This is a genomic window from Nitrospira sp. (assembly GCA_029194535.1).
Lineage (GTDB): Bacteria > Nitrospirota > Nitrospiria > Nitrospirales > Nitrospiraceae > Nitrospira_C.
Genome location: JARFXR010000001.1, coordinates 1,000,522 through 1,025,575 on the forward strand (window position 1 = coordinate 1,000,522; position 25,054 = coordinate 1,025,575).

General features: G+C 60.4%; 21 protein-coding genes and 1 pseudogene. 12 read left to right on the forward strand and 10 right to left on the reverse strand.

Annotated elements, in window-relative coordinates; all coding sequences use genetic code 11:
- Positions 1-17 precede the first annotated feature (17 nt).
- The 7 genes from P0111_04525 to P0111_04555 form a co-directional block, all read right to left on the reverse strand.
- Positions 18-653 (reverse strand): MarC family protein, encoded by a 636-nt coding sequence (locus P0111_04525; protein MDF0643271.1) that lies wholly within the window; start codon positions 651-653, stop codon positions 18-20.
- A gap of 4 nt (positions 654-657) precedes the next feature.
- Positions 658-1,683: a DnaJ C-terminal domain-containing protein gene (locus P0111_04530; GenBank protein MDF0643272.1), complete on the reverse strand. Its 1,026-nt coding sequence runs from the start codon at positions 1,681-1,683 to the stop codon at positions 658-660.
- A 186-nt stretch (positions 1,684-1,869) separates the two neighbouring features.
- On the reverse strand, positions 1,870-2,490 hold the full coding sequence (locus P0111_04535; GenBank protein ID MDF0643273.1) for an acyloxyacyl hydrolase: 621 nt from the start codon (positions 2,488-2,490) through the stop codon (positions 1,870-1,872).
- Positions 2,491-2,518: 28 nt separating this feature from the next.
- Entirely contained in the window at positions 2,519-3,457 is a 939-nt protein-coding gene (locus P0111_04540) for an ATP-binding protein (protein MDF0643274.1), read from the reverse strand.
- Entirely contained in the window at positions 3,454-3,684 is a 231-nt protein-coding gene (locus tag P0111_04545; GenBank protein ID MDF0643275.1) for a MoaD/ThiS family protein, read from the reverse strand. Before P0111_04545 ends, P0111_04540 begins: the two co-directional genes overlap by 4 nt.
- A 43-nt stretch (positions 3,685-3,727) precedes the next feature.
- Complete coding sequence (gene galT / locus P0111_04550) at positions 3,728-4,732, reverse strand: galactose-1-phosphate uridylyltransferase (GenBank protein MDF0643276.1); 1,005 nt, start codon at positions 4,730-4,732, stop codon at positions 3,728-3,730.
- Between the two features lie 99 nt (positions 4,733-4,831).
- A complete protein-coding gene (locus tag P0111_04555) occupies positions 4,832-7,036 on the reverse strand; it encodes a glycoside hydrolase family 57 protein (protein MDF0643277.1) in 2,205 nt (734 codons plus the stop codon).
- Between the two features lie 75 nt (positions 7,037-7,111).
- Here P0111_04555 and P0111_04560 point away from each other — a divergent pair, with 75 nt between their 5' ends.
- From P0111_04560 to P0111_04570, 3 genes are all read left to right on the forward strand, one after another.
- Positions 7,112-7,522 (forward strand): VanZ family protein, encoded by a 411-nt coding sequence (locus tag P0111_04560; GenBank protein MDF0643278.1) that lies wholly within the window; start codon positions 7,112-7,114, stop codon positions 7,520-7,522.
- Between the two features lie 275 nt (positions 7,523-7,797).
- Entirely contained in the window at positions 7,798-8,901 is a 1,104-nt protein-coding gene (locus tag P0111_04565; protein MDF0643279.1) for a phosphotransferase, read from the forward strand.
- A 91-nt stretch (positions 8,902-8,992) separates the two neighbouring features.
- On the forward strand, positions 8,993-9,745 hold the full coding sequence (locus P0111_04570) for an NDP-sugar synthase (GenBank protein MDF0643280.1): 753 nt from the start codon (positions 8,993-8,995) through the stop codon (positions 9,743-9,745).
- Between the two features lie 16 nt (positions 9,746-9,761).
- Here the strand turns inward: P0111_04570 and P0111_04575 are convergent, their stop codons facing one another.
- From P0111_04575 to P0111_04585, 3 genes are all read right to left on the reverse strand, one after another.
- Positions 9,762-11,129, reverse strand: a complete 1,368-nt coding sequence (locus P0111_04575; GenBank protein ID MDF0643281.1) for a sigma-54 dependent transcriptional regulator — start codon at positions 11,127-11,129, stop codon at positions 9,762-9,764.
- A gap of 129 nt (positions 11,130-11,258) precedes the next feature.
- Positions 11,259-12,584 (reverse strand): DUF1015 family protein, encoded by a 1,326-nt coding sequence (locus P0111_04580; GenBank protein ID MDF0643282.1) that lies wholly within the window; start codon positions 12,582-12,584, stop codon positions 11,259-11,261.
- Between the two features lie 125 nt (positions 12,585-12,709).
- The gene (locus P0111_04585) at positions 12,710-13,714 is read right to left on the reverse strand and encodes a polyprenyl synthetase family protein (GenBank protein MDF0643283.1); all 1,005 of its coding nucleotides are present in this window, start codon (positions 13,712-13,714) and stop codon (positions 12,710-12,712) included.
- 217 nt (positions 13,715-13,931) lie between these two features.
- On the opposite strand from P0111_04585, the gene gltB reads away from it, so the two are divergent.
- From gltB to P0111_04630, 9 genes and pseudogenes are all read left to right on the forward strand, one after another.
- Positions 13,932-18,452 carry a glutamate synthase large subunit gene (gltB, locus tag P0111_04590; GenBank protein ID MDF0643284.1) on the forward strand — a complete coding sequence of 1,507 codons (4,521 nt, stop codon included), beginning with the start codon at positions 13,932-13,934 and terminating at the stop codon, positions 18,450-18,452.
- 37 nt (positions 18,453-18,489) lie between these two features.
- The gene (locus P0111_04595; protein MDF0643285.1) at positions 18,490-19,926 is read left to right on the forward strand and encodes a glutamate synthase subunit beta; all 1,437 of its coding nucleotides are present in this window, start codon (positions 18,490-18,492) and stop codon (positions 19,924-19,926) included.
- Between the two features lie 855 nt (positions 19,927-20,781).
- Complete coding sequence (locus P0111_04600; GenBank protein ID MDF0643286.1) at positions 20,782-21,459, forward strand: hypothetical protein; 678 nt, start codon at positions 20,782-20,784, stop codon at positions 21,457-21,459.
- Between the two features lie 15 nt (positions 21,460-21,474).
- Positions 21,475-21,738: pseudogene (locus P0111_04605) on the forward strand (tyrosine-type recombinase/integrase).
- 189 nt (positions 21,739-21,927) lie between these two features.
- A complete protein-coding gene (locus P0111_04610; protein MDF0643287.1) occupies positions 21,928-22,362 on the forward strand; it encodes a VOC family protein in 435 nt (144 codons plus the stop codon).
- A gap of 104 nt (positions 22,363-22,466) precedes the next feature.
- Positions 22,467-22,895: a hypothetical protein gene (locus P0111_04615; GenBank protein MDF0643288.1), complete on the forward strand. Its 429-nt coding sequence runs from the start codon at positions 22,467-22,469 to the stop codon at positions 22,893-22,895.
- Positions 22,896-23,200: 305 nt separating this feature from the next.
- Complete coding sequence (locus P0111_04620) at positions 23,201-23,494, forward strand: hypothetical protein (protein ID MDF0643289.1); 294 nt, start codon at positions 23,201-23,203, stop codon at positions 23,492-23,494.
- Positions 23,484-23,750 (forward strand): hypothetical protein, encoded by a 267-nt coding sequence (locus tag P0111_04625; GenBank protein ID MDF0643290.1) that lies wholly within the window; start codon positions 23,484-23,486, stop codon positions 23,748-23,750. Before P0111_04620 ends, P0111_04625 begins: the two co-directional genes overlap by 11 nt.
- Positions 23,751-24,379: 629 nt before the next feature.
- Entirely contained in the window at positions 24,380-24,865 is a 486-nt protein-coding gene (locus tag P0111_04630; protein ID MDF0643291.1) for a hypothetical protein, read from the forward strand.
- The last annotated feature ends 189 nt before the right edge of the window (positions 24,866-25,054 follow it).

Consider the following 25,054-nt stretch of genomic DNA (forward strand, 5'->3'; position numbering starts at 1 on the left):
ACGAAACGATTGGATCATTATCGCACAAACAAGCCGCCTTCGCCTTTCAGTCCGTTGAACAGGAACTGAACGGCCAAGGCGGCAAGGAGCAAGCCCATCAGGCGTGTGATGATTTTTTCCGCCAGGGGGCTGATCCACTTGGCGCCCGACGTGCTGATCGCCAGAATGAAGTAGCTTGCCAGACCCACCAGCCCAACGCAAGTGAGCAGCAGGGCTCGATAGGTCCAGTCGACGGCCTGCGCCTCCAACAGAATGACGGTCGAGATCGCGGCCGGTCCCGCCAACATCGGAACGGCCAGCGGCGTGACGGCAATATCGTCCTTCGTGGCGCCTTCCGCCGTCTCCGCATCGGTGCCCTGCACCGGCGAGCGCTGTGCTCGCAGCATGTCGAGGGCCACCAGCAATAAGACCAGCGCGCCCGCGACTTGGACAGCCGGGAGGGTGATCCCGAGGAGCGCAAAGAGACTTTGGCCGATCAGTCCGAACGCGGCAAGGATGCCGACCGCGACGAAACAGGCCACACGGGCCATCCGCAGGCGCTGGGCAATCGTATCTCGGGCGGTCATCGACAGGAAGGCCGGAACCGTCGCGATGGGATCCACAATGACGAAGAGGGAACTGAAGGCCAGCACGCCGTATTCGGTCAGCGTCATCCCGCTACCGCAGTCGGGCTTGAGTCAAGAGTTCAGCGCGGGGGTCGGGATGCCGCACTTTCGCCAGCCGCTCATAGAGGGACTGCTCTTCGTCCGTGACCGAGGTCGGCATGACGATCTGCAGGGTGAGAAAGAGATCGCCGTGGCCACCGGCGGCCGATGGAAGCCCCTTGCCCTTCAACCGCAGCTTGCTCTCCGACCTGCTGCCGGGAGGCACTTTGACCTTCACCGGTTCCGTGAGGGTCGGCGCCATGATCTCGGCGCCCAAGGCGGCTTCCCATGGGTAGACCGGCAGCGCGACATGGACGTCGCTACCCTGCCGGCGGAAGATCGGATCTGGAGGAATGACGACGTGGAGATAGAGATCGCCGCGCTTCCCTCCATTCATGCCGGGCTGCCCCTTGCCCGCCACACGGACTCTCGTGCCGTCCTGGACGCCGGCGGGAATCTTGACCTCGATGGTCTTGGCCTCGGTTTTCACTCCGGTGCCTTCGCAGGTGGGACAGGGTCTCCCTCGGAATTCGCCGCTTCCCTGGCACACCGGACAGGTGGACGGCTCCCGCAGGCTGACCCGCTTGGTGACACCGCCGAGAACCTCTCGCAGCGTCAAATCGACCTCGGTCTCCAGGTCTTCGCCCGCCATGGCAAAGCCTCGTCCTCCGCTGCGGGTTCGTCCCCCGAACAGATTTTCAAAGATATCGGAGAACCCTTCTCCTGAGAATCCGCCTCTTGATTCCTGACCGCCGAAGCCGCGCGCCCCGGTCTGTTGCCGCGCCTTTTCAAAGGCCTCGGCCTGCTCCCATTGCGCGCCGTACTGATCGTACTTTCTCCGCTTGTCCGGATCGGACAAGACTTCATGGGCTTCGTTGAGTTCCTTGAACTTTTTCTCCATCTCGGCTTTCCTGGCGCCGGTATGGAGGTCCGGGTGGTACTGGCGGGCGAGGCGCCTGAAGGCCTTCTTGATGTCGTCGGCCGAGGCGGAACGGGCGATGCCGAGGGTCTGATAGTAGTCGCGCGCGGTCGTCGCCATGATTTACAGAGATAATGCCGATGATGGAAGGATCAACGGTCGTTCCTCCAGTAGGATGTTGAAAAAGTTCGCCGGCTTTGTTCTCAGCGCTCAGAGCGGGCTCGTTCGATTTCAGCTGCGATCGGTCGTAGGGCGTGAGGCCAGCTTACGGGGTTGCCGGGGCGCTTGGCAAGGGCATGAAGGCCGTCAGAACAGCGAATACTGCAGTCCCAGGTACGGCAGGCCGAAATTGAGTCCTGAATTGGGCTGGCTGAGCCCGGCGTTCGAAATATGCATGAATCGATAGCCGACCGTGACCGCCCATTGAGGGCTCAGCAGAAAGGAGCAGCCGGCGCCGGCCCAGACCAGAAAATTGAACTGGCTCGATTGTTCAGGCACGCGGTCTCCTAGATCAGTCCACATCGGTCCTCCGCCCCCTTCGAGATAGGGTTGGAATCTCCCAGCTCCGATGAAGGTGTAGCCGAGTTTCGGGCTCAGGCCGATTCCGTAGGAGCCGCTCGGTTCAGAGGTGAAAAACCCGATCAGCTCGGCGCCGAGCGAAATTTGGCCCTGGTACCAACCGGATCCCATAGGATCGGTGAGCGTGAATGAGGTCGAGAGCCCTGTCGCCCCGCCGAAGAGCTTGGTCGATTGATCTTCTGTCAGGCGAATGGGAAAGAACGGTCCGGCGGTAATTCCGACAGTCTGCGTACCGATGGGGCGCTGGGCCGAGATCTCTTCGGCATGGGCAAGCGGAGGAGTGGGCAGGAACAGTGAGAGCGAAAGCACAACCGTCACGAGGCTGCGGCGATGGTCGCGATCACCCATGAACGATCGATGGCCGTCTTGCCGGTGGTCAGGAAACGGAGGGGGTCTTCGCCCGTGCCATCAACTTACAGTATGAGCAGACCTCGGCGGTCGTCGGTTGCCCACAAGTCGCGCAAGGATGCAGAGCGGTCTGGTCCTTGTCCGCCATGGCGGTCTGGTTCCCGATCCCGTTGCGTGACCGGTCGAGAAAACCCCAATAGAACGTGTGTTTCGTGCCGGGGGATTCGGTTTCAAGCCGGTTCAGGACCTCCTTATAGAGGAGCGTCTTCGCGCCCTGAGCCATCGGGCATTCGTCCACGATGTAGTCGATCTTATTCAGCACGCAATAGGCCGCCAGTTCGCGTTCCGTCAACCGATAGAGCGGCTTGACCTTCTTCGCAAACCCTTGGACGGAAGCCGGCAAGCTCGGCCCTTGCTTGTCGAGATAGTCTTCCTGCCAATGGAGCACGTTGCCGAGCAGGCGCGCCGCCTCGTCGTCCAGGTTGTGGCCCGTCGCCATGACGTCGTATTCCTGCTCGATCGCCGCGCGATTGAATTGATAGCGTTTGATAGTTCCACAGGTACTGCAGGTCGGCCGATGCACGAGCATCGAGAGTTCCCTGATTCCGGCGCCTTCCTCCTGCTCGACGGTATGGGTGTGGAGCATCGCGCCGAGCGGAGCGGCAACGACTTCGGCGAAGCGCCGGACCTTTTCATGCGACCGCTGCGAATAGTCCCCGATACCAAGATTCACATAGAGCGCATCGGCCTTGTAGCCCAGCTTCAACAGAATGTCCCACAAGGCCAGGCTGTCCTTGCCTCCCGAGACCGCGATCAGAATGCGGTCATCTTTTCCGAACATCCTCTGCGACTTGATGGCCCTGGCGACCTGATCGTGCACGAAGCCGTTGAAGCAGCCCTTGCAGAACGCGGCATGGTGTCGCGGCAGCTTGATGACCGCTTTTGTCTTACACTTGGTGCAGTTCATGCCAAGAAAGGTCCGGGTTCAGGTTGAGGACCGCTTCCGCCTGAGATCACCGGCCTGATTTCGATGCGGTCCTTGTCGTAGAGCATCTCGTCCTCGGTCACGAGATCATCGCCGCGGATGACCAAATGGGCTTCGACGACTAGATTCAGTTCCCGGAGCAGGTCTTTGACCTTCTTGGGCCCTTTGACGTCGACGGTTCTGGAAGGGTGGCTGAGCTGGACTTGCATGGGGCGATGATAAGCCCGCTCGCCGCCGGGAGCAAGGGTCCGCTCAGAGGTGCGTGTCGCGCAGGAACGTGGCCGACTCCTCGGGCGACACGGGATTGATGTAGAAACCGGTTCCCCACTCGAAGCCCGCCACCTGCGTGAGCTTGGGGATGATCTCCAGGTGCCAGTGATAGAAGTCTCCGGTTCGCTCGTGGAGCGGGGAACTGTGGAGGACGAAGTTGTAGGGTGGCCTGGCCAACACCTTGTCCATCCGCCGTAGCACCTCGGAAAGCATGGACGCGAGGAACTCGAACTGACCTTTTTGGCCTTCCTCGAAATAGCCGGCGTGCCGTTTGGGGAGCACCCACATTTCGAACGGAAAACGAGGTGCAAACGGGGTGATGCAGACGAATTCCGGGTTCTCGGCCACGACGCGGTCTCCGTCAGTCAATTCCTGACGGAGAATGTCGCAGTAGATGCACCGTTCCTTCTGTTGATAGTGCGCGCGGCAGCCTTCGATTTCTTCGCTGACGCTGGTGGGAATGATGGGCAGTGCGATCAACTGCGAGTGGGTGTGTTCCAGCGTCGCGCCGGCCGCGGCTCCGTGGTTCTTGAAAATCAGGATGTAGCGGAAGCGGGGGTCCTTCTTGAGATCGAGAATACGGTCGCGGTAGGCCCACAGCACGTCTTCGATCTTCTGGGCCGGCAGGTCTCCCAGGCCGTCCTTGTGCCCGGACGTTTCGATGATGACTTCGTGCGCGCCGATGCCGTTCATCCGGTCGTAGAGACCCACCCCTTCGCGGCCCAGCTCGCCCTCCACATGCAACGCAGGAAACTTGTTGGGAACGACCCGCACGCTCCAATTCGGCGTGTTCGCCTCGGACGGTTGGGGACGGTAGGCCATGATCTCTTTGGGCGTCAGTCGTTCCTGTCCGGGGCAGAACGGGCACAGAGCCGTCGAGATCGGCCGCGTCGGCGAGAGTTGCGAAAATTCATGCGGACGGCCGCTCCGATCGGTGGAAATGATCACCCATCGGCCGACGATCGGATCGCGTCTGAGATCAGGCATGGTGCCTCCGGCTACTGTTCAATGTCGGATGTTGAATGTGAAATTGCAGAATACTTTAGCATCGGACGGTGCTCATTCTTCATTCAACGTCATCGCTGTTCACACGCGCCACAAGTCGGATTCGTAATCCGGTCCGGGAACCGTTACCTCGGCCGGTTGATGATGAGGATATCGCGCAATCTCGAGTCCGTGTTCGAGAACGACGACGCTGATCCGCAGGAACTGGCCGGCCTCCACTCCTAGTTCCTTGAAGGGGACCGCCAACTCTGTAATCGCCCTGCGGCAGAACAGGCGCGAGGGCCCGACCTCCTGCCAGGTTCCGTCCGGCATACGTCGGGCCAACGTATACTCCGTTGTTTCGGTTTCGTTCATGGGCCAAGTCAGGCAGAAGGTCTGCCTCTGGCCCTGCAACTGTATTTCGACCTGCAGCGTCCGGCGGCGCGCCTGCTCGCCTTTTTCGGGATCGAGACGGAAGAACAAATGGTCGAGGTCCCATCCAAAGAAGATTCCGGCGAGCAATCCGTCGGCTTTCCACATGGCTCCGAGCGGTGGCTGCGTGTTGATCGTGCCGGCCCCCCGCCATTCGAAGAAATCGGTCACCTGCCCGTCAAGGGTCGGGTGCAGGAACGACACGGGATAGATGAGGCGGTCTGTTGTCGAGCCGGTCCGCACGCCGCAGATCGGTTGGTTGAGCATTTCGGGGGGCGTCGTGCCGGCGAGTGTCCACACGTTTCTCAGATGTGTGCGAAACAGACGGTCGAACTCTTCTTTGTATGCGGTATCGAAGTCGTCTCCGTACCACCAAAACCAATCGCTGCCTTCCGCCGCGTAGAGTTCGTGCCAGGCGGCCTTGGCGCGTTCCGGCGCAAGCGCAGGTGTCCGTTCAATCAGGTGCGAGCGGGTATGGCTGAGGAGAGTCCATCCTCGGTTGTCCTCCTCATGTCCGATCCAAATCTTGAAATCTTGGTTGATCCAGGAGCCTGAATGGAGGTGGTGCAAGTGGATGAACGGCGGCATCGAGGCCAGCGCCTCCGAGACGGTGGCCGTCTCGGTTTCGACCGCGCCCGGCTCATGCAGACCCTGTCGCTCCAGTGCCGTGTAGAGCGCGGACAGGAACGGTTCGCCTCCTTCGTGGTAATGTTCCCACGGGTTTTCCCCGTCCAGAATGATCGGGACCAGCACCCTGTCGTGCGGGACGTCCCGCACGATCTGACGCAGCCGCCGGAGCACGTCTTCTGCCGCCACGTCCGGTGTGGTCTTGTGATAGATGAATCCGAAGGCATCTGAGAGATCCCGGTCTCGAAAGACGATCGTCATCTCGCCGCCCGGCGGACCGGTCCGATAGGCGCGGTACAAATCCGACGACCGGTGCCAGTTCTGGCCGGAGGCCTGCAGCGAACGGGCGAGATTGCCTTCGTCGGTCGCCAGCCACTTGAGCCCCACGCGCGGCAACAGCGGAATCAATTCCGGACAGACCGAGCCCTCGGAGGGCCAGAGGCCGGCAGGAGGGCGGCCGAACACGCTTGTGTGGAACTCGATCGCCAGCCGCAACTGAGCCTCGGCGTCCTCCGGGGCTCGGAAGCGCGAAGGGAGCGGCAGGTCCGGTCTGGCGCGTTGGGTGATGTCGGTATCGATGACCAGCGGGAGAATCGGATGATAAAAGGGGGTCGTCGTCAGCTCGATCTGACCCCGTTCGGCCAAGGCGCGGTACATCGGGATGATTTGTTGAACGGCCGTCAGCTGCAGGGCCAGGACTTCCTGCTTGTCCGCTTCGGTGAACCCTCGATTCTTGGCCCGCAGGGCTGCCAGCCGCGGAAAGCGGCTCAGAGATCCATAGCCGAACCATGCCAGATTGAACCACACTTGAAGATCCAGAAATTCCTGAGTGGTAAACTGGCGCGCGATCCGCTCGAGCTGGGACTGGTCCGTCTCCAGACCCCGTTTGACCAGCAACTCGTGGTAACGCGGATGCGGACGCACCATGGTGGCCCAGTTGGCGGAGAAGAAGTGCCGGATCAGAAACGCCTTCTCTTCAGGACGGAGGGCTTCTGCCGGCCGTTGGGCATGTTCGAAGAAGAGATCGCGGACCCGACCCGTTCCGATTTCCTGCAGTTGTAAGAGGAGCGATGGGGTGAAATTAAAGGTCGCCTTGACGCCCGAAAACCGCTCCAGCAGATAGGCCATGTCGAAGTAGGCCTTGGTGGCATGCAGGCGGACCCAGGGCATGCTGGCCGATGCCGACACCGGGTCGGTGTAGTAGGGCTGGTGCATGTGCCACACGAAACAAATGCGCGCAGTCTTCATGGGTCTCGGGGAAAGAATTGCGAAGTTTCGGAGAGTATGTCATAGGGAGGTAGAGCTTGCAATGAACGGAGGCGGATGGAGACCTCGTCGGAGCCGTTGAGACAAGACGCGTGGCCGTCTCAGCTGTGGTATTGGGCACCCGTGATCGGATATGCCGCGCTGATCTTCTACTTTTCCTCACAGTCGCATCCGGAAGAACAGCTGCCGCAGTTCCTCATGCAGGAGGTTAGCGACAAATTACTGCATGCAGTGGAGTATGCCGTGCTCGGGGTGTTGTGCTATCGAGGTTTCCGGTGGGCGGCCGGACCGGCGGCGGCGCGGCGGGCGGTGCTGCTCTCGATCGCGCTGGTTTCCGCGTACGCGATGACGGACGAACTGCATCAATTCTTTGTTCCCTCACGCGAGGCAAGCTCATGGGATTGGGTGGCCGACACGATCGGCGCGGCGATCGGTTCTGTTTCGTGGAGCTATGTTGCAGACCGATGACGGTTCGTCACGAAACTGCCAAGACGCCAAGCGAGACGGGCACGCGGAGCCCCGAGAGGCCAAGGCATACTTGAAACAGTATGTCGAGGGCGCGAGGGGCGAGCCTGCCCGCTTGGCTGCGTGAAACGTGCAGCCAAGCTTGTCGCAGCGGCGTATCGGCAGTTGCAGTAGAAGCGGTCATGAATAATGCGGGCTAGGATCTCGGTGGCCGGTTGCCGGTCCAGGAGGTGTGAAATATTCGTCAAATCCACGCATTCGTGTATAATGCGCCGTTGATGGGTACAACCGACCCTGCGCCGCTTCAGAAGCCGCTCGGCTCTCCGGACAAGTCCCGTATTGGCGAGGCGCTGAAAGTCAGGCTTCCGTCCCCTCGCACGTTGAAGAAGCTGACCGCGCTGGCCGGCGATGCCTCCAACCGGAAATATTTTCGCGTTGAGTTCGCTGAATCCTCACCCTGCTCGCTGATTCTGATGCAGTTGGCCGAGCCGGAGGCGTTCAAGCATTCCGAGGAAGCCGTCAGCGCGACCTCGCACCGGATCACCGAGCTTCCATTTCTCAATGTCCGTACACATTTGGCGAACGCCGGGGTACCGGTTCCGGAGTTGTATTACTATGATCAAACGGCGGGTTTGCTGTACTTGGAAGATTTCGGCGACCTGACGCTGTCGGAGGCATGCCGGGACGCTCAACTGAAAGAAGTCGAAGCCCTGTACCGGCAGGCGGTCGATGTCCTGGTCGATATGCAGATCAAGGCGACCTCGCCGGCCGATCCGCAGTGCCTGGCGTTTCATCGCAGCTTCGACGTTCCGTTACTGATGTGGGAGTTCGACCATTTTCTCGAGTACGGCATCGCCGCGCGCCAGGGTCGACCGATGGCCGACGGTGAACTCTCGGAGATTCGGGATGAATTTCGGAAGATCGCCGAGCAATTAGCGGGGCAACCGCGCGTGTTCGTCCACCGCGATTACCACTCCAGAAACCTGATGGTCGACGGCCGCCGGCTGGGCGTCATCGATTTTCAGGATGCGCTGATGGGGCCGGCCACCTATGACCTGGCCTCGCTGCTGCGGGATGCGTACATCGCGCTCGATGAAGCGCTCATCGACCGGCTGATCGATTATTTCCTCGATCGACTGGAGGAACGGCGGCATCTCTGGACGAACCGTGACGCATTTCGGCGTCTCTTGGATTTTACGAGCATTCAACGGAATCTGAAGGCGGCAGGCCGATTCGTCTACATCGATCGAGTGAAGGGCAATCCCAAGTTCTTGACCGACATTCCCAGGACGCTCGGTTACGTGAAGCGCAACTTGCACAAGTATCCCGAGCTCCTTAGGCTCCGCAAGCTGCTCAGTGCGCACGTGACGGAATTACAATGATCGGGACCGAAGCGGTACCGACCGATGCCGAGGCCGAACCTCGGCTGCTTCCCTCCACGAGCGCGTGCAACTCACTGGACGACATTCATTTATGAAGGCAATGATCTTGGCGGCGGGGTTGGGCACCAGGCTCAGACCGCTGACAAACACGATGCCCAAGCCGCTGTTACCGGTGGGGGGCACGCCGCTCATTGTCTGGAACCTGCTTTTGTTGAAGCGTCACGGGATTCGCGACGTCATCATCAACCTGCACCATCTGGCGCCGATGATCGAGCAGGCGCTCGGCGACGGATCGAAATACGGCATGCGCATTTCCTACTCACGGGAGCGAGTGCTGCTGGGCACCGGTGGGGCGCTCAAACAGGTCGAGGGACACTTCAACGGCGAGCCGATCTTGGTTTTGAACGGCGATACGCTTGTGGAGATCGACCTCGAGGCCGTCATCGCCTTCCATCGGGCTCGGCATGCCGCGGCCACGTTGGTCGTTCGGACCGATCCGGACGCCGCGTCATGGGGGTTGGTGGAGATCGACGACGATCAGCAAGTCGTCCGCATTACCGGGCGGGGCCGTTCGTCGCCGACCCTCACGCATCCCCGGATGTTTGCCGGACTCCACCTCCTGCATCCCCGCCTCCTGCGCGACATCGCGAAAGGGCAGGCCTCTTCGATCATCGACGCCTACATCGCCGCGATCCAGCGGGGCGAGCCGATTCTGGGCTTCGAACATCAGGGCTACTGGTCGGACATCGGGACGCCGCAGCGCTATGCGCAGGCGGAGCACGACGCCGCCACGGGACTGATTCAGCTGTCGAGCCGTCTGCCGACAGTCCAGCCGGTTCGGTGATCGGTCCGGTTTGACGCTAAATCTCCTCCTGCCTCAACTTCTGTTGCTTGATCAGCCGGGCAAGGTACGTGCGCTGCAGCCGCAGCCGTTCGGCGGCTTTGGTCTGGTTGCCTTCTGCCTGTTTCAAGGCCTGGTCGATGATGTGCCGGCTGTGTTCTTCCATCGACCGGTGGTAGGGGAGCGAGACATACGTCAGGGAGTCGGAGCGTGAGAGCCCTGCCGCATCCATCGCCAGCAGATCGGGTTCGATGATTTCGGTGGGGCTCAAGATCACGGCCCGGGCGATGACGTTGTCGAGTTCGCGGATATTGCCGGGCCAGGTGTATTGCATCATGACGTCCATTGCTTCGGGATGGAACATCATGCCGTAACGCTTGGCCTCCTTCGCGTGCCGGTTCAGGAAAAACTTAGCCAGGAGCGGCAGGTCGTCCGGACGGTCCCGCAGCGGCGGAAGCGTCAGCGTGATCACGTTCAGCCGGAAGTAGAGATCCTCCCGGAAATGCCCGTTCTTGACGGCCTGCTTGAGATCCTTGTTCGTCGCCGCGATGATCCGGATGTTGACGGAGACCAGGCGGGTTCCTCCCACGCGGTGAAATTCCCTGTCTTGAAGCACCCGCAACAGTTTCGACTGCAACGCCAACGGCATGTCGCCGATTTCGTCCAGAAAGACCGTCCCTGAGTCGGCCATCTCGAGCTTGCCCTTCTGCAGCCGGTCGGCGCCGGTAAAGGCCCCGCGCTCGTGGCCGAACAACTCGTTTTCAAGCAGCGTCTCGGTGAGAGCCACGCAATTGATGACGACCAGGGGATTGACATGCCGCGGGCTCCATTGGTGAATGGATCGGGCGAACAGTTCTTTCCCGGTACCGCTCTCGCCCAGCAGGAGCACGCTGGCATCGGATTTTGCCGCGCGCTGCGCCGCTTCCATAACGGAACGAATATTGGGGCTGGTACCGATGACCGAGGTGTAGCGGCCATCGATCTCCGATTTCAGGCAGGCCACCTGCCGTTTCAGGAAGTCGCGCTCCAGCGCTTTCTCAATGACCAGCAGGAGATGATCCTTGTCGAGAGGTTTCGTGAGGAAGTCGTAGGCGCCGCTCTTCATGGCCTCGACGGCAGCCTCAATGGAGCCGTGAGCGGTCATGACGATGACCGGGAGATCCGCCGCCGACCGGATCTTGGGAAGCCGTCTCAGGACTTCCAGGCCGGTCAAGCGGGGCATGTCCAGATCCAGCAGCATGAGCTGCGGGGCTTCCTGTTCGATCAGTTCAAGCGCCTGTAGGCCGTCTTCCGCGACGAGGGTGCTGTAGTCGCTCGCTTGAAGACGATCCTCCAGCATCGTGGCAATATCGGGGTCGTCGTCGACGATGAGGATCCTGGCTTTCATAGACTTGGCTTCCCCTCCTTTTCTGGACGGTTAGGCGGTCTGCGTGAGGTACGAAAGACGACGCCTGCACCTAGGGGAGGGCTGCCGCGGGCCGGGCCGGCCGGAGCGTAACGTTGATTCATGGTCGTGCTACCCTTCCATGACGTTGATCACCAGCCCCGTCAGCGGTTTGGGGTAGAAGTAAGTCGATTTGTGAGGCATCCGTTCGCCCGCTACGGCCACCGCCTGAACCTCGCTGACTTTGGTGGCGTTCAGCAGTAGGGCTGCGGTGCCTGGTCCCTCCTGCGCCCAGGCCATCGCTTCCGCCTCGTCCTTCGTATAGACGATCGCTTCCTGCTCCTGCTGCGTGGGGCAGAGGACCGGCACCACGAGTTGTTGCAAGAGCGACACGTCGAGCTTGGTTCGGGGTGAGGCGTCGGCGCCCGGTCGATGGGCCGGCAGCAAGGTCAACGTCACGAACGACGGCAGGCCGCGCACGGACAGTCCGAACGTCGGAGCCGTGCGCCCGAGGTGGCGGAGAGACTCGATGAACTGCGCCCGTACGGCCGTCCTGTTGTTGGAGGTGAAGGGAAATTCCTTGACGGCGAACTTCTCGCTCAACAGGCCTTTGAGGTGTTCATAGGGAGGCAGCGGCGTGGTGGTGACGCGGTGAGTGGGCAGCACCGTCAACCCTGGATCCTCCAGCGGCGCGAGCAGCATGAGCACGCTGTCATATGGGTGGAGACCGGAGGAAGCACCTCTCGCTTGCTGTCGGCGAGCGCGTTGGTAGTTGAGCGCTGTTTCGTACCGATGGTGTCCGTCGGCGATGAAGAGCGGCTTGCTCGCCATCACCTCGACGATCTGCCTCAGCACCGAGGGATCCGTCACGGCCCACAGCTGCTGGCGGCATCCCGCGTCGTCTCGAAAGTCGATGCGGGCCGGTACGCCCTTGACCGCATCCTCCAACAGACCCAGAACGGCGTTCTGTGGATCGGAATAGAGCAGCCAGATCGGGCTCAAGTTTGCGCGGCAGGCCTCCAGTAAGTTCAGGCGGTCGGTCTTGGCGGCGGCTCGGGTATTTTCATGGGGATAGATGTGCCCGGAATCGAGGGGCTCCAATTTCGTGGTGACGAGAAACCCCCGCAGCACTCTGCCTGGCGCGTCGGCCGCGGAATCAGGTGGGCGGTATTCGATGGTGTGGTAGTAGAGGGCCGGCTGCGCATCCCGTTTCATGGCGCCGGTCTTCAACCAATCACGCAGGGTGGCGGCGGCGCGCGTGTACCGGTTGTCGGCGGCGCTGTCTCCCGGTTTGTCCGTGCCGAGTTCCAAGCGGATGATGTTGTGCGCATGTCGATCGTGAAGAGCCTGCTGCCCGGCGGCGTCGATGATGTCGTACGGTGGGGCGACGACATCGCGGATGGAACCGACGGTTGCCTGATCGTACAGCGTGCCTCGGAAGGGAATGATGTGTGCCATGCGTCATCCTTTTCTGCGAAATGAACAAATGGTAGAGGTGCCTGGGCAAACTCGAGGGGTTGGGCCGCTTGTCCGACGTTGCCCGTTCCAGCCGGTGAAGGCGATGGAACACGTGCGGAAAACGGTTACCGGTCGCGGGTTACCATGTAGTCGGCAGCCGCCGAAAGGGCTCGCTTGGCTGTGCTGTCTTCGAACGAGCTGAGATCCCGTTTGGCCGCGGCGATATAGTCCTGCGCACGGTCCAGTGCATAGGTGATGGACCCGTAGTCCTCCATGAGGTGGAGGAAGCGGGTCAGGTCGTCGTCGTTCAGCGTACGGGTTTCCATCCGGTCCTTGATCATCTGCCGGTCGCTCTCCGAACAATGTTGCAGCAGATGCAGGAGCGGGAGCGTCGCTTTCCCTTGCCGGAGATCCTGGCCGAGCGTCTTGCCCAGGGACTCTCCGTTCGCCGTGTAGTCCAGGGTATCGTCCGCCACCTGAAACGCAATGCCGAGATATTGTCCGAAGCGATACAAGGCATCCTGTTGCGATTCCGGCGCGTCGGCGAGGATGGCTCCCATCCGGCAGGCTGCGGCGATCAGGCCGGCGGTCTTGTGTTCCACGACCTTCAGGTAGTCCGCCTCCGGCATGGCCGGGTTCCCGTTGTAATGAAGCTGCAGAACTTCACCTTCCGCCATCTTCTTACAGGCCTCGGCAAGGACCTCATTGATGCCTTGGCTCCGGAACTCGACCACTTGGCACATGGCCTTGGAATAGAGATAATCCCCGACCAAGATGCTGATTTGATTTCCCCAAACTTTACGGGCGGTTCTTCGGCCCCGGCGAAGGTCCGCATCGTCCACCACGTCGTCGTGGAGTAGGGTCGCCGTATGGATGAATTCGACAAGACTTCCGAGCTGATGGTGGTCCCGGCCGACATAGCCGCACAGCCGGGCGCTGAGCAGCAACAGCAGGGGCCGGATCCGCTTGCCTCCGCTGCTGAGGATATGGGCGGCGACAGTATTGACGAGGGTGACGCTGGAGTCGAGATTCTTCCGGACCTGGTCTTCGACTCCCTCAAGCTCGTGACGGTAGGCGTCCCAGACATCCGCCATGGTCTGAATGGATGAGATGACGGGACCCTGTGGCATGCGGCGGATGGTAGGGCAGAGAAGGAAACAAAGTCAAGCGAACCGCCCGCAAAACCGCGTCTGTCGTCGGCTTGACAGAAGAATAACCCTTCCATTAAGGTGAACCACAATTTAGAACGGACATCGCTTCAGAACAAACGGGATTTCTGCATCCCAGGTTCCTCTCGGCATGGCCTCCGTCCAGCAGGAAAAAACCTGCCTTTCTCACGAGATACGAATGATGGAACTCCCAGGGCTTCCACCGAAGCAAGGGCTCTACGACCCTCAGCACGAAAAAGATTCGTGCGGCATCGGGTTCGTCGTCAACATCAAAGGGCAGAAGTCGCACGATATCGTCCGCAAGGGACTGCTGGTATTGGAAAACCTGACCCATCGGGGTGCGCAAGGCTGCGATCCCTGCACGGGCGACGGCGCGGGAATTCTGCTTCAAGTTCCACATGAGTTCCTGCTGCGCGCGGCTGGAGACGTCGGCGTCAAGCTGCCCGGCGCCGGAGAATACGGCGTGGGCCAGTTGTTCCTGCCGCCGAACGCCGATTCCCGCCGCCAGTGTGAAGGACTCTTCGCCGAGATCGTGAAGCAGGAAGGCGCCCGCCTACTCGGCTGGCGCGACGTAGCGGTGAAGAGCGACGCCATCGGGGTCCAGGCGCGGAAGACCGAACCCTTCATGCGCCAGGTCTTCATCGCCCGTGATGTGCTGAACGAAGCGCAGTTCGAGCGCAAGCTGTATGTCGTCCGGAGGCGGGTCGAAAAGGCCATCAAGGAATCGGCGATTCAGGGGCGGGAATACTTTTACGTGCCGAGCCTTTCGGCGAACACCATCGTCTACAAGGGTTTGCTGCTGCCGCATCAGATGGCAGCCTACTATCAAGACCTCAACGACGAGCGCATGGTCAGCGCGCTGGCCCTGGTCCATTCCCGTTTCAGCACGAACACCTTCCCGACCTGGCCGCTCGCCCACCCCTATCGCTACGTGTGCCACAACGGCGAGATCAACACGTTGAAGGGCAACGTCAATTGGATGAAAGCGCGGCAGGGCCGTCTCCATTCCGAGCTGTTCGGCAAGGACATGGAGAAGCTCTTCCCGATCGTCTCGGAGAATCAGAGCGATTCGGCCTGTCTCGACAACGCGCTCGAGTTTCTGCTCCTGGGCGGCCGCTCGTTGCCGCACACGATGATGATGCTGATTCCGGAACCCTGGGTCGCGAATCCGCAAATGGATCTCGATCGCCGCGGGTTCTACCAGTATCACGCCGCCATGATGGAGCCGTGGGACGGCCCGGCCGCGGTCTGTTTTACCGACGGCAAGATGATCGGCGCGACACTGGACCGCAACGGACTGAGGCCCTGCCGCTATCACGTGACGACGGACGGCATGGTCGTGCTGGCCTCAGAGGCCGGCGTCCTTCCAGCCGACGCTCAGGACATCCGCATGAAAGGCCGGCTCATGCCGGGCCGCATGTTCCTCGTCGATACGGCAAAGGGCCGGATCATCGACGACGAAGAGATCAAGGCGGACATCGTCGGTCGCAAGCCCTATCGCAGCTGGGTGACCCAGTACGGTGTTTCGCTCGACGAGCTGCCGGAGCCGTTGAATGTCCCGCAGCCGGACCATCCGACGATCCGCCAGCGGCAGCAGGCCTTCGGCTATACGGTCGAAGAGCTCAAGATGGTCATTACGCCCATGATCGTGACCGGTGAAGAGGCGATCTCGTCCATGGGCACGGACACGCCTCTCGCGGTGCTCTCCGACCGTCCGCAACTGCTCTTCAAGTACTTCAAGCAACTGTTCGCGCAGGTGACGAATCCGCCCATCGATCCGATCCGCGAGCAGCTCGTGATGTCGCTGGTGACGAACATTGGACCGAAGCCGAATCTCATGGACGAATCCCCCGAGTCCTGCCGCCGCATCAAGGTCCAGCAGCCGATTCTGACGAACGCCGATCTGCAGAAGATCCGAGGCATCTCGGATCCGAATTTCAAGAGCAAGACGCTCCGCATGCTGTTCCGGGTCGCCGAAGGGCCCGACGGACTCGGCGCAGCGGTCGACGAACTGTGCCGAGAGGCCTCGCAGGCGATCAAGGACGGCTACAAGTTCCTGATTCTGAGCGATCGCGGCGTGAATGACGAATGGGCGCCGATCCCGAGCCTGCTGGGCATCTCGGCGGTGCACCATCATCTGGTGCGGGAATGCAGCAGAACCGAGGTCGGATTGATCCTCGAAACCGGCGAGCCCCGCGACGTGCACCAGTTCGCCTGCCTGATCGGCTACGGCGCCGGGACGATCAATCCCTATCTGGTCTTCGAGTCCCTGGTGGACATGGAGCGCGACAACTATCTGCCGGAAGGACTCGATGCCCAGACGGCGGAGGGCAAGTTCATCAAGGCCATCAACAAGGGTCTGCTCAAGATCTTCTCCAAGATGGGCATCTCGACGGTGCAGTCCTACTGCGGGGCACAGATTTTCGAAGCGATCGGATTGAACCACGAATTGATCGACCGCTATTTCACCGGCACACCCTCGCGCGTGGAAGGGGTCGGGATTCGTGAAATCGGAGAAGAAACGCTGCGCCGACATCGCGTCGCCTACGAGCCTGCCGCCATCCGGCAGCTCGATTTCGGTGGGGAGATTCACTACCGCATCCAAGGCGAACACCACAATTGGAACCCGGAGACCATCTACAAGTTGCAGCATGCCAGCAAGTCGAACGACCCGAAAACCTACGCCGAGTTCGCCCAACTGGTGAACGACGAGAGCAAGCGCCGGTCGAACTTGCGCGGTTTGCTCGATTTCAAGTTCGCGCAGACCCCGATTCCGATCGAGGAAGTCGAGCCGGCCAAAGAGATCGTCAAACGCTTCAACACCGGCGCCATGTCGTTCGGGTCGATCAGCAAGGAGGCGCACGAGACGCTCGCGATCGCGATGAACCGCCTCGGCGGCAAGAGTAATACCGGCGAGGGCGGCGAGGATCCGGAACGTTTCACGCCCCTGCCGAACGGCGATTCCAAGAACAGTTACATCAAGCAGGTGGCTTCGGCACGATTCGGCGTGACGGCCCATTACCTGGTGAACGCCCGCGAACTGCAGATCAAGATGGCTCAGGGCGCCAAGCCGGGCGAGGGGGGGCAGCTGCCGGGCCACAAAGTCGATGAGAACATCGCAAAGTTTCGTTATGCGACGCCGGGCGTGCAACTGATTTCTCCGCCGCCGCACCACGATATCTACTCGATCGAGGACCTGGCTCAATTGATCTTCGACCTGAAGAATTCCAACCCGGATGCCGGTGTATCGGTCAAACTGGTCGCGGAGGTGGGGGTCGGGACGGTGGCCGCCGGGGTGTCCAAAGCGCATGCGGACAAGGTGCTGATCAGCGGCGATTCCGGTGGGACCGGCGCGTCGCCGTTGTCGTCGATCAAGTACGGCGGCATTCCCTGGGAACTGGGCCTGGCCGAGACGCACCAGACGCTGGTGCTCAATGATCTGCGCGGCCGCATTCGCGTCGAGACCGACGGGCAGTTGAAGACCGGGCGCGACGTCGTGATCGCGACGCTGCTCGGCGCGGAAGAATACGGCTTTGCGACGGCGCCGCTGATCGTCGAAGGCTGCATCATGATGCGCAAGTGCCATCTGAACACCTGCCCGGTCGGGATCGCCACGCAGGATCCCGAACTGCGCAAGAAGTTCAACGGCAAACCGGAGCATATCGTCAATTATCTCTTCTTCGTTGCGGAAGAAGCCCGGCAGTTGATGGCCAAGCTCGGGTTCCGGACGATCAATGAAATGGTCGGCCGGGTCGACAAGCTCAAGATCACCAAAGCGGTCGATCATTGGAAGGCAAAGGGGCTGGACCTCACTCCACTGCTCACGATGCCGGATGTGGGGCAGGACGTGCCGCGCTACTGCGTCCAAACACAGGATCACGGCCTGGCCGATATTCTCGACAACAAGCTGGTGGAGTTGTGCAAGCCGGCGATTGAGAAGGGCGAGAAGGTGACCTTTGAGCTGCCGATTAAGAACGTGAACCGGACGACCGGCACGGTACTCTCGAGCAAGATCGCGAAGAAGTACGGACTGGAAGGTTTGCCGGAAGATACGATCTCGATCAAGTTCACTGGATCCGCCGGGCAATCGTTCGGCGCGTTCCTGGCCAGGGGCATCACGCTCACGCTGGAAGGCGAATCCAACGATTACATCGGCAAAGGTCTGTCAGGCGGCAAGATCATCGTGTTCCCACCCAAGAACGTGTTGTTCACGCCGGAGGACACGATCCTCATCGGCAATACGTCGCTCTACGGCGCAACCCAGGGCGAGGCCTACTTCTACGGCATGGCCGGCGAACGGTTTGCCGTCAGGAACAGCGGGGCGCGCGCGGTCGTCGAAGGCACAGGGGACCACGGCTGCGAATATATGACGGGCGGGGTTGTCGTCGTGCTCGGCCGCACCGGCCGTAATTTCGCCGCAGGTATGTCCGGCGGCGTCGCCTTCGTGCTGGATGATCTCGGCAAGTTCCAAAGCCGATGCAACACCGGTATGGTCGAGTTGGAGCCGGTTGCGACGAAAGAGGACAGGCGGTTGCTTCACGACCTGATTACCAAGCACTTCATGTACACGGGCAGCCGGCGGGCGAAGCAGGTGTTGGACACGTTCGACGCCACACTGCCGAAATTCGTGAAGGTGATGCCGGTCGATTACAAGCGGGTGCTTGAAGAACGGAAACGGAAGGCGAGCGCGGTACATTGAGGAAGTGCTGAGCACCCAGCGCTCAGGACTCAGGAACATGGGCGACCCCAAAGGTTTCATGAAATATGCTCGCGAGGGCCCGAGGCGGAAGCCCGTCGAGCTGCGCGTGCTCGATTGGAAGGAGATGTACGAGCCCATCTCCGAGGACAAGCTGAAGATTCAGGGCGCGCGCTGCATGGATTGCGGTGTGCCATTCTGCCAGGGCGGCACCGGTTGTCCCGTCGTGAACTTGATTCCCGAATGGAACGATTTGGTCTATCGCGGGCGCTGGCAGGATGCGTTGAAAGCCCTTCACAGCACCAACAACTTTCCCGAATTCACCGGTCGCCTCTGTCCGGCTCCTTGCGAAGGAGCCTGCGTGCTCGGCATCAACGAAGATCCGGTCTCCATTCGCATCATCGAGTGGAATATCGTCGACCGCGGGTTCAACGAAGGGCTGGTGTTTCCCGTCATGCCGGTCATGAAGACGGGCAAGACCGTGGCGATCATCGGATCGGGCCCGGCGGGATTGGCGGCGGCGCAACAGCTGGCGCGCACCGGCCACAGCGTGACGCTGTTCGAGAAGGCCGACCGCATCGGCGGGTTGCTCCGTTACGGCATTCCGGATTTCAAGATGGAGAAGTGGGTCATCGACCGCCGTCTGGAGCAGATGAAAGCCGAAGGGGTGGAGTTCAGAACCGGCGTGACGGTCGGCAAGGACGTGACGGGCGAGCAGCTGCGCAAGCAGTTCGACGCGGTGGGGCTCACGATGGGAGCCGAACAGGCGCGCGAGTTGCCGATCCCCGGTCGGGAACTCAAAGGCGTGCATTTGGCGATGGAGTATCTGACCCAGCAAAACAAGCGGACGGCCGGCATTCCCGTCACGGAGGAGCCGCTCACGGCGAAGGGCAAGCGGGTCGTCATCATCGGAGGCGGTGATACGGGATCGGACTGTTTGGGGACGGCGCATCGCCAGGGCTGCGTGGAAGCGCACCAGTTTGAGTTGCTCCCTGAGCCGCCGCCGCAGCGGGCCGACTCAACGCCCTGGCCTCTCTGGCCGATGCAACTCCGGACATCGCATGCGCACGAAGAAGGCTGCGACCGGCAGTGGAGTGTCTCAACCACGAAATTCACCGGGCACAACGGGCACGTCACCAAACTGCACGGGCATCGCGTCAAGTTCGAAGGCGGGAAATTTGTTCCCATGCCGAACACCGAGTTCGAGATGGACGCGGACCTTGTCCTGCTGGCCATGGGGTTCACCGGTCCGGTGAAGAACGGCTTGCTCGACAGCCTGGGCGTGGCGTATGACCAGCGTGGCGCGGTATCGGTGGACGACAACTTCATGACCAACCTCGACGGCGTCTTTGCCGGCGGCGACACCAAGCGCGGCGCCTCGCTCATTGTGTGGGCCATCGCCGAAGGCCGCAAGATGGCCGCGGGGATCGACCGCTATCTCCAAGCCGGAAAATCCGCCAAGCAGCCAGTCAAGTAGGGGAGACCGGCTCCCGCCTTTGCCGAGCCTTCGGCGGGTGTCTGTCCCCGTCTAATTTCCATATTGGATTGTGTGTGCCAGGGCGCATCGCTTCCTTGCCTCCCGGAGCGGGTCCGGCCGCCCCACCGTCTCGGCGGCGCGCACAAGCGTGATGCTCATTATTCTTCGCATCGTGCGCCCTTCCGGCCTCAGCCGAGCGGAACTTGCGCACATAGCGCTCACAATGTTCGCGTTGTGCCTCCTTCTGGAATTCCCTCAGCTGCGATCATGCTGATCGCAGTGCTTCAGTCAGTTCCAGCGTTCCTTCTCGGCTGAGTCTCGGTGGGACCCCGCTCCTACGGCAACGTCCTCGACGAGCCCTGGCACACCCTGTTGAAGCCTTAGTCGATTCCTGGCACCGTTCAGCCCACCCATCCCTTCAGAGGAGTCGCCCCTCCTAACTTGAAAAGCGGGTCCGGGCGGGGCGGGGTGTCCCGTTCGCCGTGCCACCCGCAATGTCCAATCATTCTTTCCTCGGCTGACCCTCGGCGGGCCCCCGCTCCTCAGGCAAAGTCGCTCCGAGCCCCTGCGTGCGCGCTTGAGGTCTTATTCGGTTCCTGAAACGATCCGGTCACCCAGTGTTCAGCCGTCTCCTTCCGCTGTGGACACTTCGTTGCAGCGTGCCGCACGTCTGATCGAACAATCCTCCGATCGAAGAAATGGGAGTATTTCTCAGGGCGATCATCTAGGGATCTGCTTGACCAAGGAGGTAAACCGGAGGAGAATGCGCCGCGCTGGGTCATACGTTCCCCACACAAGCATATGGAAGAGTTGGCGACAGCAAGCAGACATGCGGAGCCCAGGCGGAGCCAAGGGTTGAGTAAGCTGATCGATCCGATTCGGATTCGGCCGGGAGCGTCGGGAAAGCTGATCGTGCAGCTTCCGTATTCTCCCGACTATGTGGCGAAGATCAAGACGATGGCCGGTCGAGGGTGGCACCAGGGCGAGAAGTATTGGACAGTTCCGCATACCGGCACCGTGCTTCGCCATCTGCTGGCCCTCTTTCTGGGAGAGTCAGTCGAGATCGATCCAGCGGTTCGCGCAGTGAATGGTACGCGTTACGGAGCGAGCCTACTGTCAGTGGGTCAAGCGCTTCATGCGCTTTCATGGTCCGCGGCCCTTGGCCGACATGGGCGAACCGGAAATCGGCCCGTTCCTCTCAGGCTTGGCGACGGCGTCTCATGTCGGCGCCTCAACACAAAACCAAGCCCTCAACTCAAGGACGTCGATCCAGCACACAACCAGATCGTCGTGCGAGGGGGCAAGGGCGACAAGGATCGCTACACCACGCTCCCTATGGCCATCAAAGCGCCACTTGTTCAGCATCTCAACGCAGTCAGACGGCAACATGAGGAAGATCTTCGGCAAGGCCTTGGTCGCGTCGTGCTTCCTCACGCGCTTGACCGCAAATACCCCAACGCAGGCAAGGAATGGGGCTGGCAGTGGGTGTTCCCGGCATCGAGCCATTACATTGCTCCACTGACAAGAGAGTAACGCCGTCACCATCTTCACGAATCAGTCATGCAAAAGACGGTGAGGGAGGCACGACTGAAGGCTGGGATCGTCAAGCCAGCGAGCTGCCACACGCTGCGGCATTCGTTCGCCACTCACCTGCTGGAAGACGGATATGCCATCCGGACAGTTCAGGAATTGCTGGGTCACACCGACGCGCGAACGACCATGATCTACACCCATGTCCTGAATCGGGGCGGAAAAGGAGTCCGGAGCCCAGCCGATGGGCTGGTCCAAGGGTTGGGTCCCTCGCAGCGATAACGGAACGATGCTGGTCGACATAGCATGCCGCCGCCGCCCCACGGACAATGTTGACAAGGGATTGAATAACCAGAAGAATCTCCCACTAGCTCGCAGGCTTTCGGTGCGCGCTATGCCGGTCAGGATACTCAATAGTTATGCCGCACAAAAAACCCACAACGTGATTGCCCCAACACTTGGAGGAACATCGTGGAACAACGACTGAGTCTCATCACCCTCGGCGTGGCAGACTTGGCTCGAGCCAAAGCATTCTATGAGAAGGTAGTTGGCTGGCAGCCTGCCCCAAGCCCGCCTGAAATCGCCTTCTTCGACCTTGGAGGTGTCGTCTTCTCGCTATTCACTGATTCTGAACTTGCGAAAGATTTCGGCGAGAAGGCCGGCAAGTCCTCATATCAAGGATTTGCCTTGGCCCACAACGTTCGGAGCGCTGCGGAGGTAGATGCGCTGTTCGCCAAACTGAAGGCAAATGGTGCGAACATTGTGAAGGAACCCGAGAAGGTGTTTTGGGGCGGTTACTCAGGCTATTTTGCAGATCCGGATGGTCACAAATGGGAGATAGCATTCAATCCGTATTGGACGATTCTCGAAGATGGGAGAGTCTCTATGCAACCTCCTGTTCAATAGGTGCGGCATAACAACGCGATGCACCTGACCGTCAACAGCCGGCTTCGCCGCCTGGTGACGGCAGGTGATCGCGAGCGTTAGGCCGTCCTATAGAGGGAGACCGCATGGCGGGATATTGGTGGGAATGCGAAGGTTGCGCTGAGCGTTTCGAATTCCCGGAAGTAACCGGTGCGGCGAGCATGGGCAGTTTCGTATCGGACAAACTGATGCCCTCCGACTGGGACCAATCACTCCTCGCACCGATCTGTGGCAAATGCCGAAGGGCCACTCTCCGAGTTACATACGAGTTCCCGAGAGAGGACAAGCTCATCCTGCGCGTCATTCACATCGTCTGGCTGCAATACGACGACTATGTGCCTATAATGTGGGAAACGCATCTGAAGGATTCACCCACTGAGCGGTGCTTCGACTTCAAGTATCAGCGTGGCCGAAACCCGTGGGGCCTGAACAAAGCGGCTGTTTTATCCCGGCAAGACCTTCATACGCTGTTCGAGCGCTATCGGCAAAAAACTGGAGTGAACGACTTTCCGTAATCGAAATGGCCGGGCTAACCCGGACGGGCCGCCAGCGTCGCGCAGCTTCTACGGTCAGTGCTGACCCGCCGCACAGCAACACGTTAGCCCCTTCATTCCTGCACCGGGAGACGCGATGGATTTCCGGTATCGACTTCATCTTGAGAACCGGAGCGAGTTACGATGACCTTGTCGCCCTCATCCAAGGTAATTCGCGATACGTCTTAGGCAAGATCAATAGCGCACCAAGAAGGCGAAAGACACAGGCTGGGTCGAGGTCGTTCGCTGTGAGTGAAGTGCGGGAGTGAGCTGGGTGAGGAGCCTCCATGCCTTTCAAGATTACGATCACGGATGACGCCGATCGTCAGTACCAATCGTTGCCAGTGCGCGAGCAGCGAATCCTGGAGGCCGCAATCCAGTCCCGTCTGGAGCACGAACCGACCAAGCCGACGAAAGCGATCAAGCGTTTGCGTCCGAATCCACTCGCGGAATTCGAGCTGCGGGCGGGCGACCTGCGAGCCCTGTATAATGTCGAAGGTGACGAAGTCGTTATTCTGATCGTCGGCCGTAAGATGGGCAACAAACTGATTGTGGAGGGGGAGGAGTTCCATGGCCATTAAGACAATCCCGTTGAGCCGCTTGGAAGCGGACCTCAAAAAGACGCTGAATGAGTGCGCTGAGTCTGGCGAGACTGTTGTGGTCGAGATGCCGGATCAACGGCTCTTAGCAATCCAAACGCTGGAGCCGCAGGAAGACGACACGTTGATAGATGAGTTGCTGGCGTCCAATCCGAAGTTTCAAGCGTTAGTAAAGAAATCAAAGGCCAGCCTGCGCAAACCGTTTGCTGCGGGGAAGCCGGGGCTAACCAACGGCTGAAGCTGACCGGGGCCGGCATCCTGGTTTTGCAAGCATCAGTGTTGTTGCAGGCGACCCCGGCAGCTTAGCCGAACGTTAGGTGCCAGGATGAAATCTGGAAGATCGAAGCTTCGCCGAAGCCTTGAAGCGATCCTTCAATCCACATCCGATGTTCTCTTTCCGCAGCATTTGGGGGGCGGAACAAAGGGGTCGGGAGTCTTTTCTCGACGGCCCGTGAGCCTTTAAGACTCCCGACCCCTTTTCGTCCGCGCTTGATGGCTATCAACGGAGCCAGGAATCAATCACGCTCCGATCGCTTCAGGGTCTGGGTATCAAACCGGTCGGCTTTCGACAACTCTCTGCAGAGGTCGAGCAGTGCGCCAAGCAAGCCTCAGCCTAACACTTCACTCAACCGGATGCCGCCGAGGCACGCCACTTCGCTCGCCCTGTTAGCCGGCACACCTTACCGTGAAGCGGGCATATTTGCGGTGAAGAGTACCGCGTGGTCCGCGGAACATTGCCGTAAAAAAGTGTGGAGGCTGTAAGTGCAAACTCAGAGCAGCGTAGACCTTAGACGAAAGGTCCAGCACCTTCGAGACATGTTGATCCAATGGGCGACTAATCAAATTACCACCCAATCGGAAAGGGGTGTGAAAGCCAAATTCCGAACAGAATACAAAGCGCTGCGCCAAGACATTATCGACAACTCGGACGCCGACATCTACCACGCTCTGCCTGAGGCAGTCCGTTTGTACTTAGACATCTCAGATTTCTGGGGCTACGTAAAAAAGAAGCTTCCTCACACCGCGAGGGAACGAACCAATTTCCTCCATAAAGAGTTCAAGCCGGTTCTCCTGCGACTGGATCGTCCAGCGGGAAAGCTCATTGATCCGGTCCCTGAGTTTGCGCCACTCGCATTTGACGACAAGATGAAGGAGATACTCAATCGCCGATGGCGAGAATGCCAAGTCTGTGCTCAGGCGGGTGCACATCTCGCGGCGATCGTCATGATGGGTGGATTGCTTGAGAACTTGTTCGTGGCACGACAAGGGGCATTGAAGGACAAGACCTCGCTCATTGCGGGGGGGGGAACAAAGGGGTCGGGAGTCTTTTCTCGACGGCCGGTGAGCCTTTAAGACTCCCGACCCCTTTTCGTCCACCTGTTGTTGTCCGCGAGCGAGCGCGTTCCAAAGTTTCGAGCGGCAAGGATCGCGGGCTGAATGACCAGCCCGCCAGATCCCGGTCGGCATGGCGAGCTAACAACCGATCGCAGCGGATGGCGCTTCGCCGCCGTTGAATCGGGACGTGAGGAAGACCTGGAATAG

Bases quoted from the DNA above. Each gene is read 5' to 3' on its own strand.
- P0111_04555 (MDF0643277.1), bottom strand. From the start codon at position 7,036: ATGAAGACTGCGCGCATTTGTTTCGTGTGGCACATGCACCAGCCCTAC.
- P0111_04615 (MDF0643288.1), top strand. From the start codon at position 22,467: ATGGCGGGATATTGGTGGGAATGCGAAGGTTGCGCTGAGCGTTTCGAA.
- galT (MDF0643276.1), bottom strand. From the start codon at position 4,732: ATGCCTGATCTCAGACGCGATCCGATCGTCGGCCGATGGGTGATCATT.
- P0111_04530 (MDF0643272.1), bottom strand. From the start codon at position 1,683: ATGGCGACGACCGCGCGCGACTACTATCAGACCCTCGGCATCGCCCGT.
- P0111_04585 (MDF0643283.1), bottom strand. From the start codon at position 13,714: ATGCCACAGGGTCCCGTCATCTCATCCATTCAGACCATGGCGGATGTC.
- P0111_04625 (MDF0643290.1), top strand. From the start codon at position 23,484: ATGGCCATTAAGACAATCCCGTTGAGCCGCTTGGAAGCGGACCTCAAA.
- P0111_04525 (MDF0643271.1), bottom strand. From the start codon at position 653: ATGACGCTGACCGAATACGGCGTGCTGGCCTTCAGTTCCCTCTTCGTC.
- P0111_04560 (MDF0643278.1), top strand. From the start codon at position 7,112: ATGGAGACCTCGTCGGAGCCGTTGAGACAAGACGCGTGGCCGTCTCAG.
- P0111_04575 (MDF0643281.1), bottom strand. From the start codon at position 11,129: ATGAAAGCCAGGATCCTCATCGTCGACGACGACCCCGATATTGCCACG.
- P0111_04535 (MDF0643273.1), bottom strand. From the start codon at position 2,490: ATGGGTGATCGCGACCATCGCCGCAGCCTCGTGACGGTTGTGCTTTCG.
- P0111_04595 (MDF0643285.1), top strand. From the start codon at position 18,490: ATGGGCGACCCCAAAGGTTTCATGAAATATGCTCGCGAGGGCCCGAGG.
- gltB (MDF0643284.1), top strand. From the start codon at position 13,932: ATGATGGAACTCCCAGGGCTTCCACCGAAGCAAGGGCTCTACGACCCT.
- P0111_04570 (MDF0643280.1), top strand. From the start codon at position 8,993: ATGAAGGCAATGATCTTGGCGGCGGGGTTGGGCACCAGGCTCAGACCG.
- P0111_04565 (MDF0643279.1), top strand. From the start codon at position 7,798: ATGGGTACAACCGACCCTGCGCCGCTTCAGAAGCCGCTCGGCTCTCCG.
- P0111_04580 (MDF0643282.1), bottom strand. From the start codon at position 12,584: ATGGCACACATCATTCCCTTCCGAGGCACGCTGTACGATCAGGCAACC.
- P0111_04620 (MDF0643289.1), top strand. From the start codon at position 23,201: ATGCCTTTCAAGATTACGATCACGGATGACGCCGATCGTCAGTACCAA.
- P0111_04540 (MDF0643274.1), bottom strand. From the start codon at position 3,457: ATGAACTGCACCAAGTGTAAGACAAAAGCGGTCATCAAGCTGCCGCGA.
- P0111_04545 (MDF0643275.1), bottom strand. From the start codon at position 3,684: ATGCAAGTCCAGCTCAGCCACCCTTCCAGAACCGTCGACGTCAAAGGG.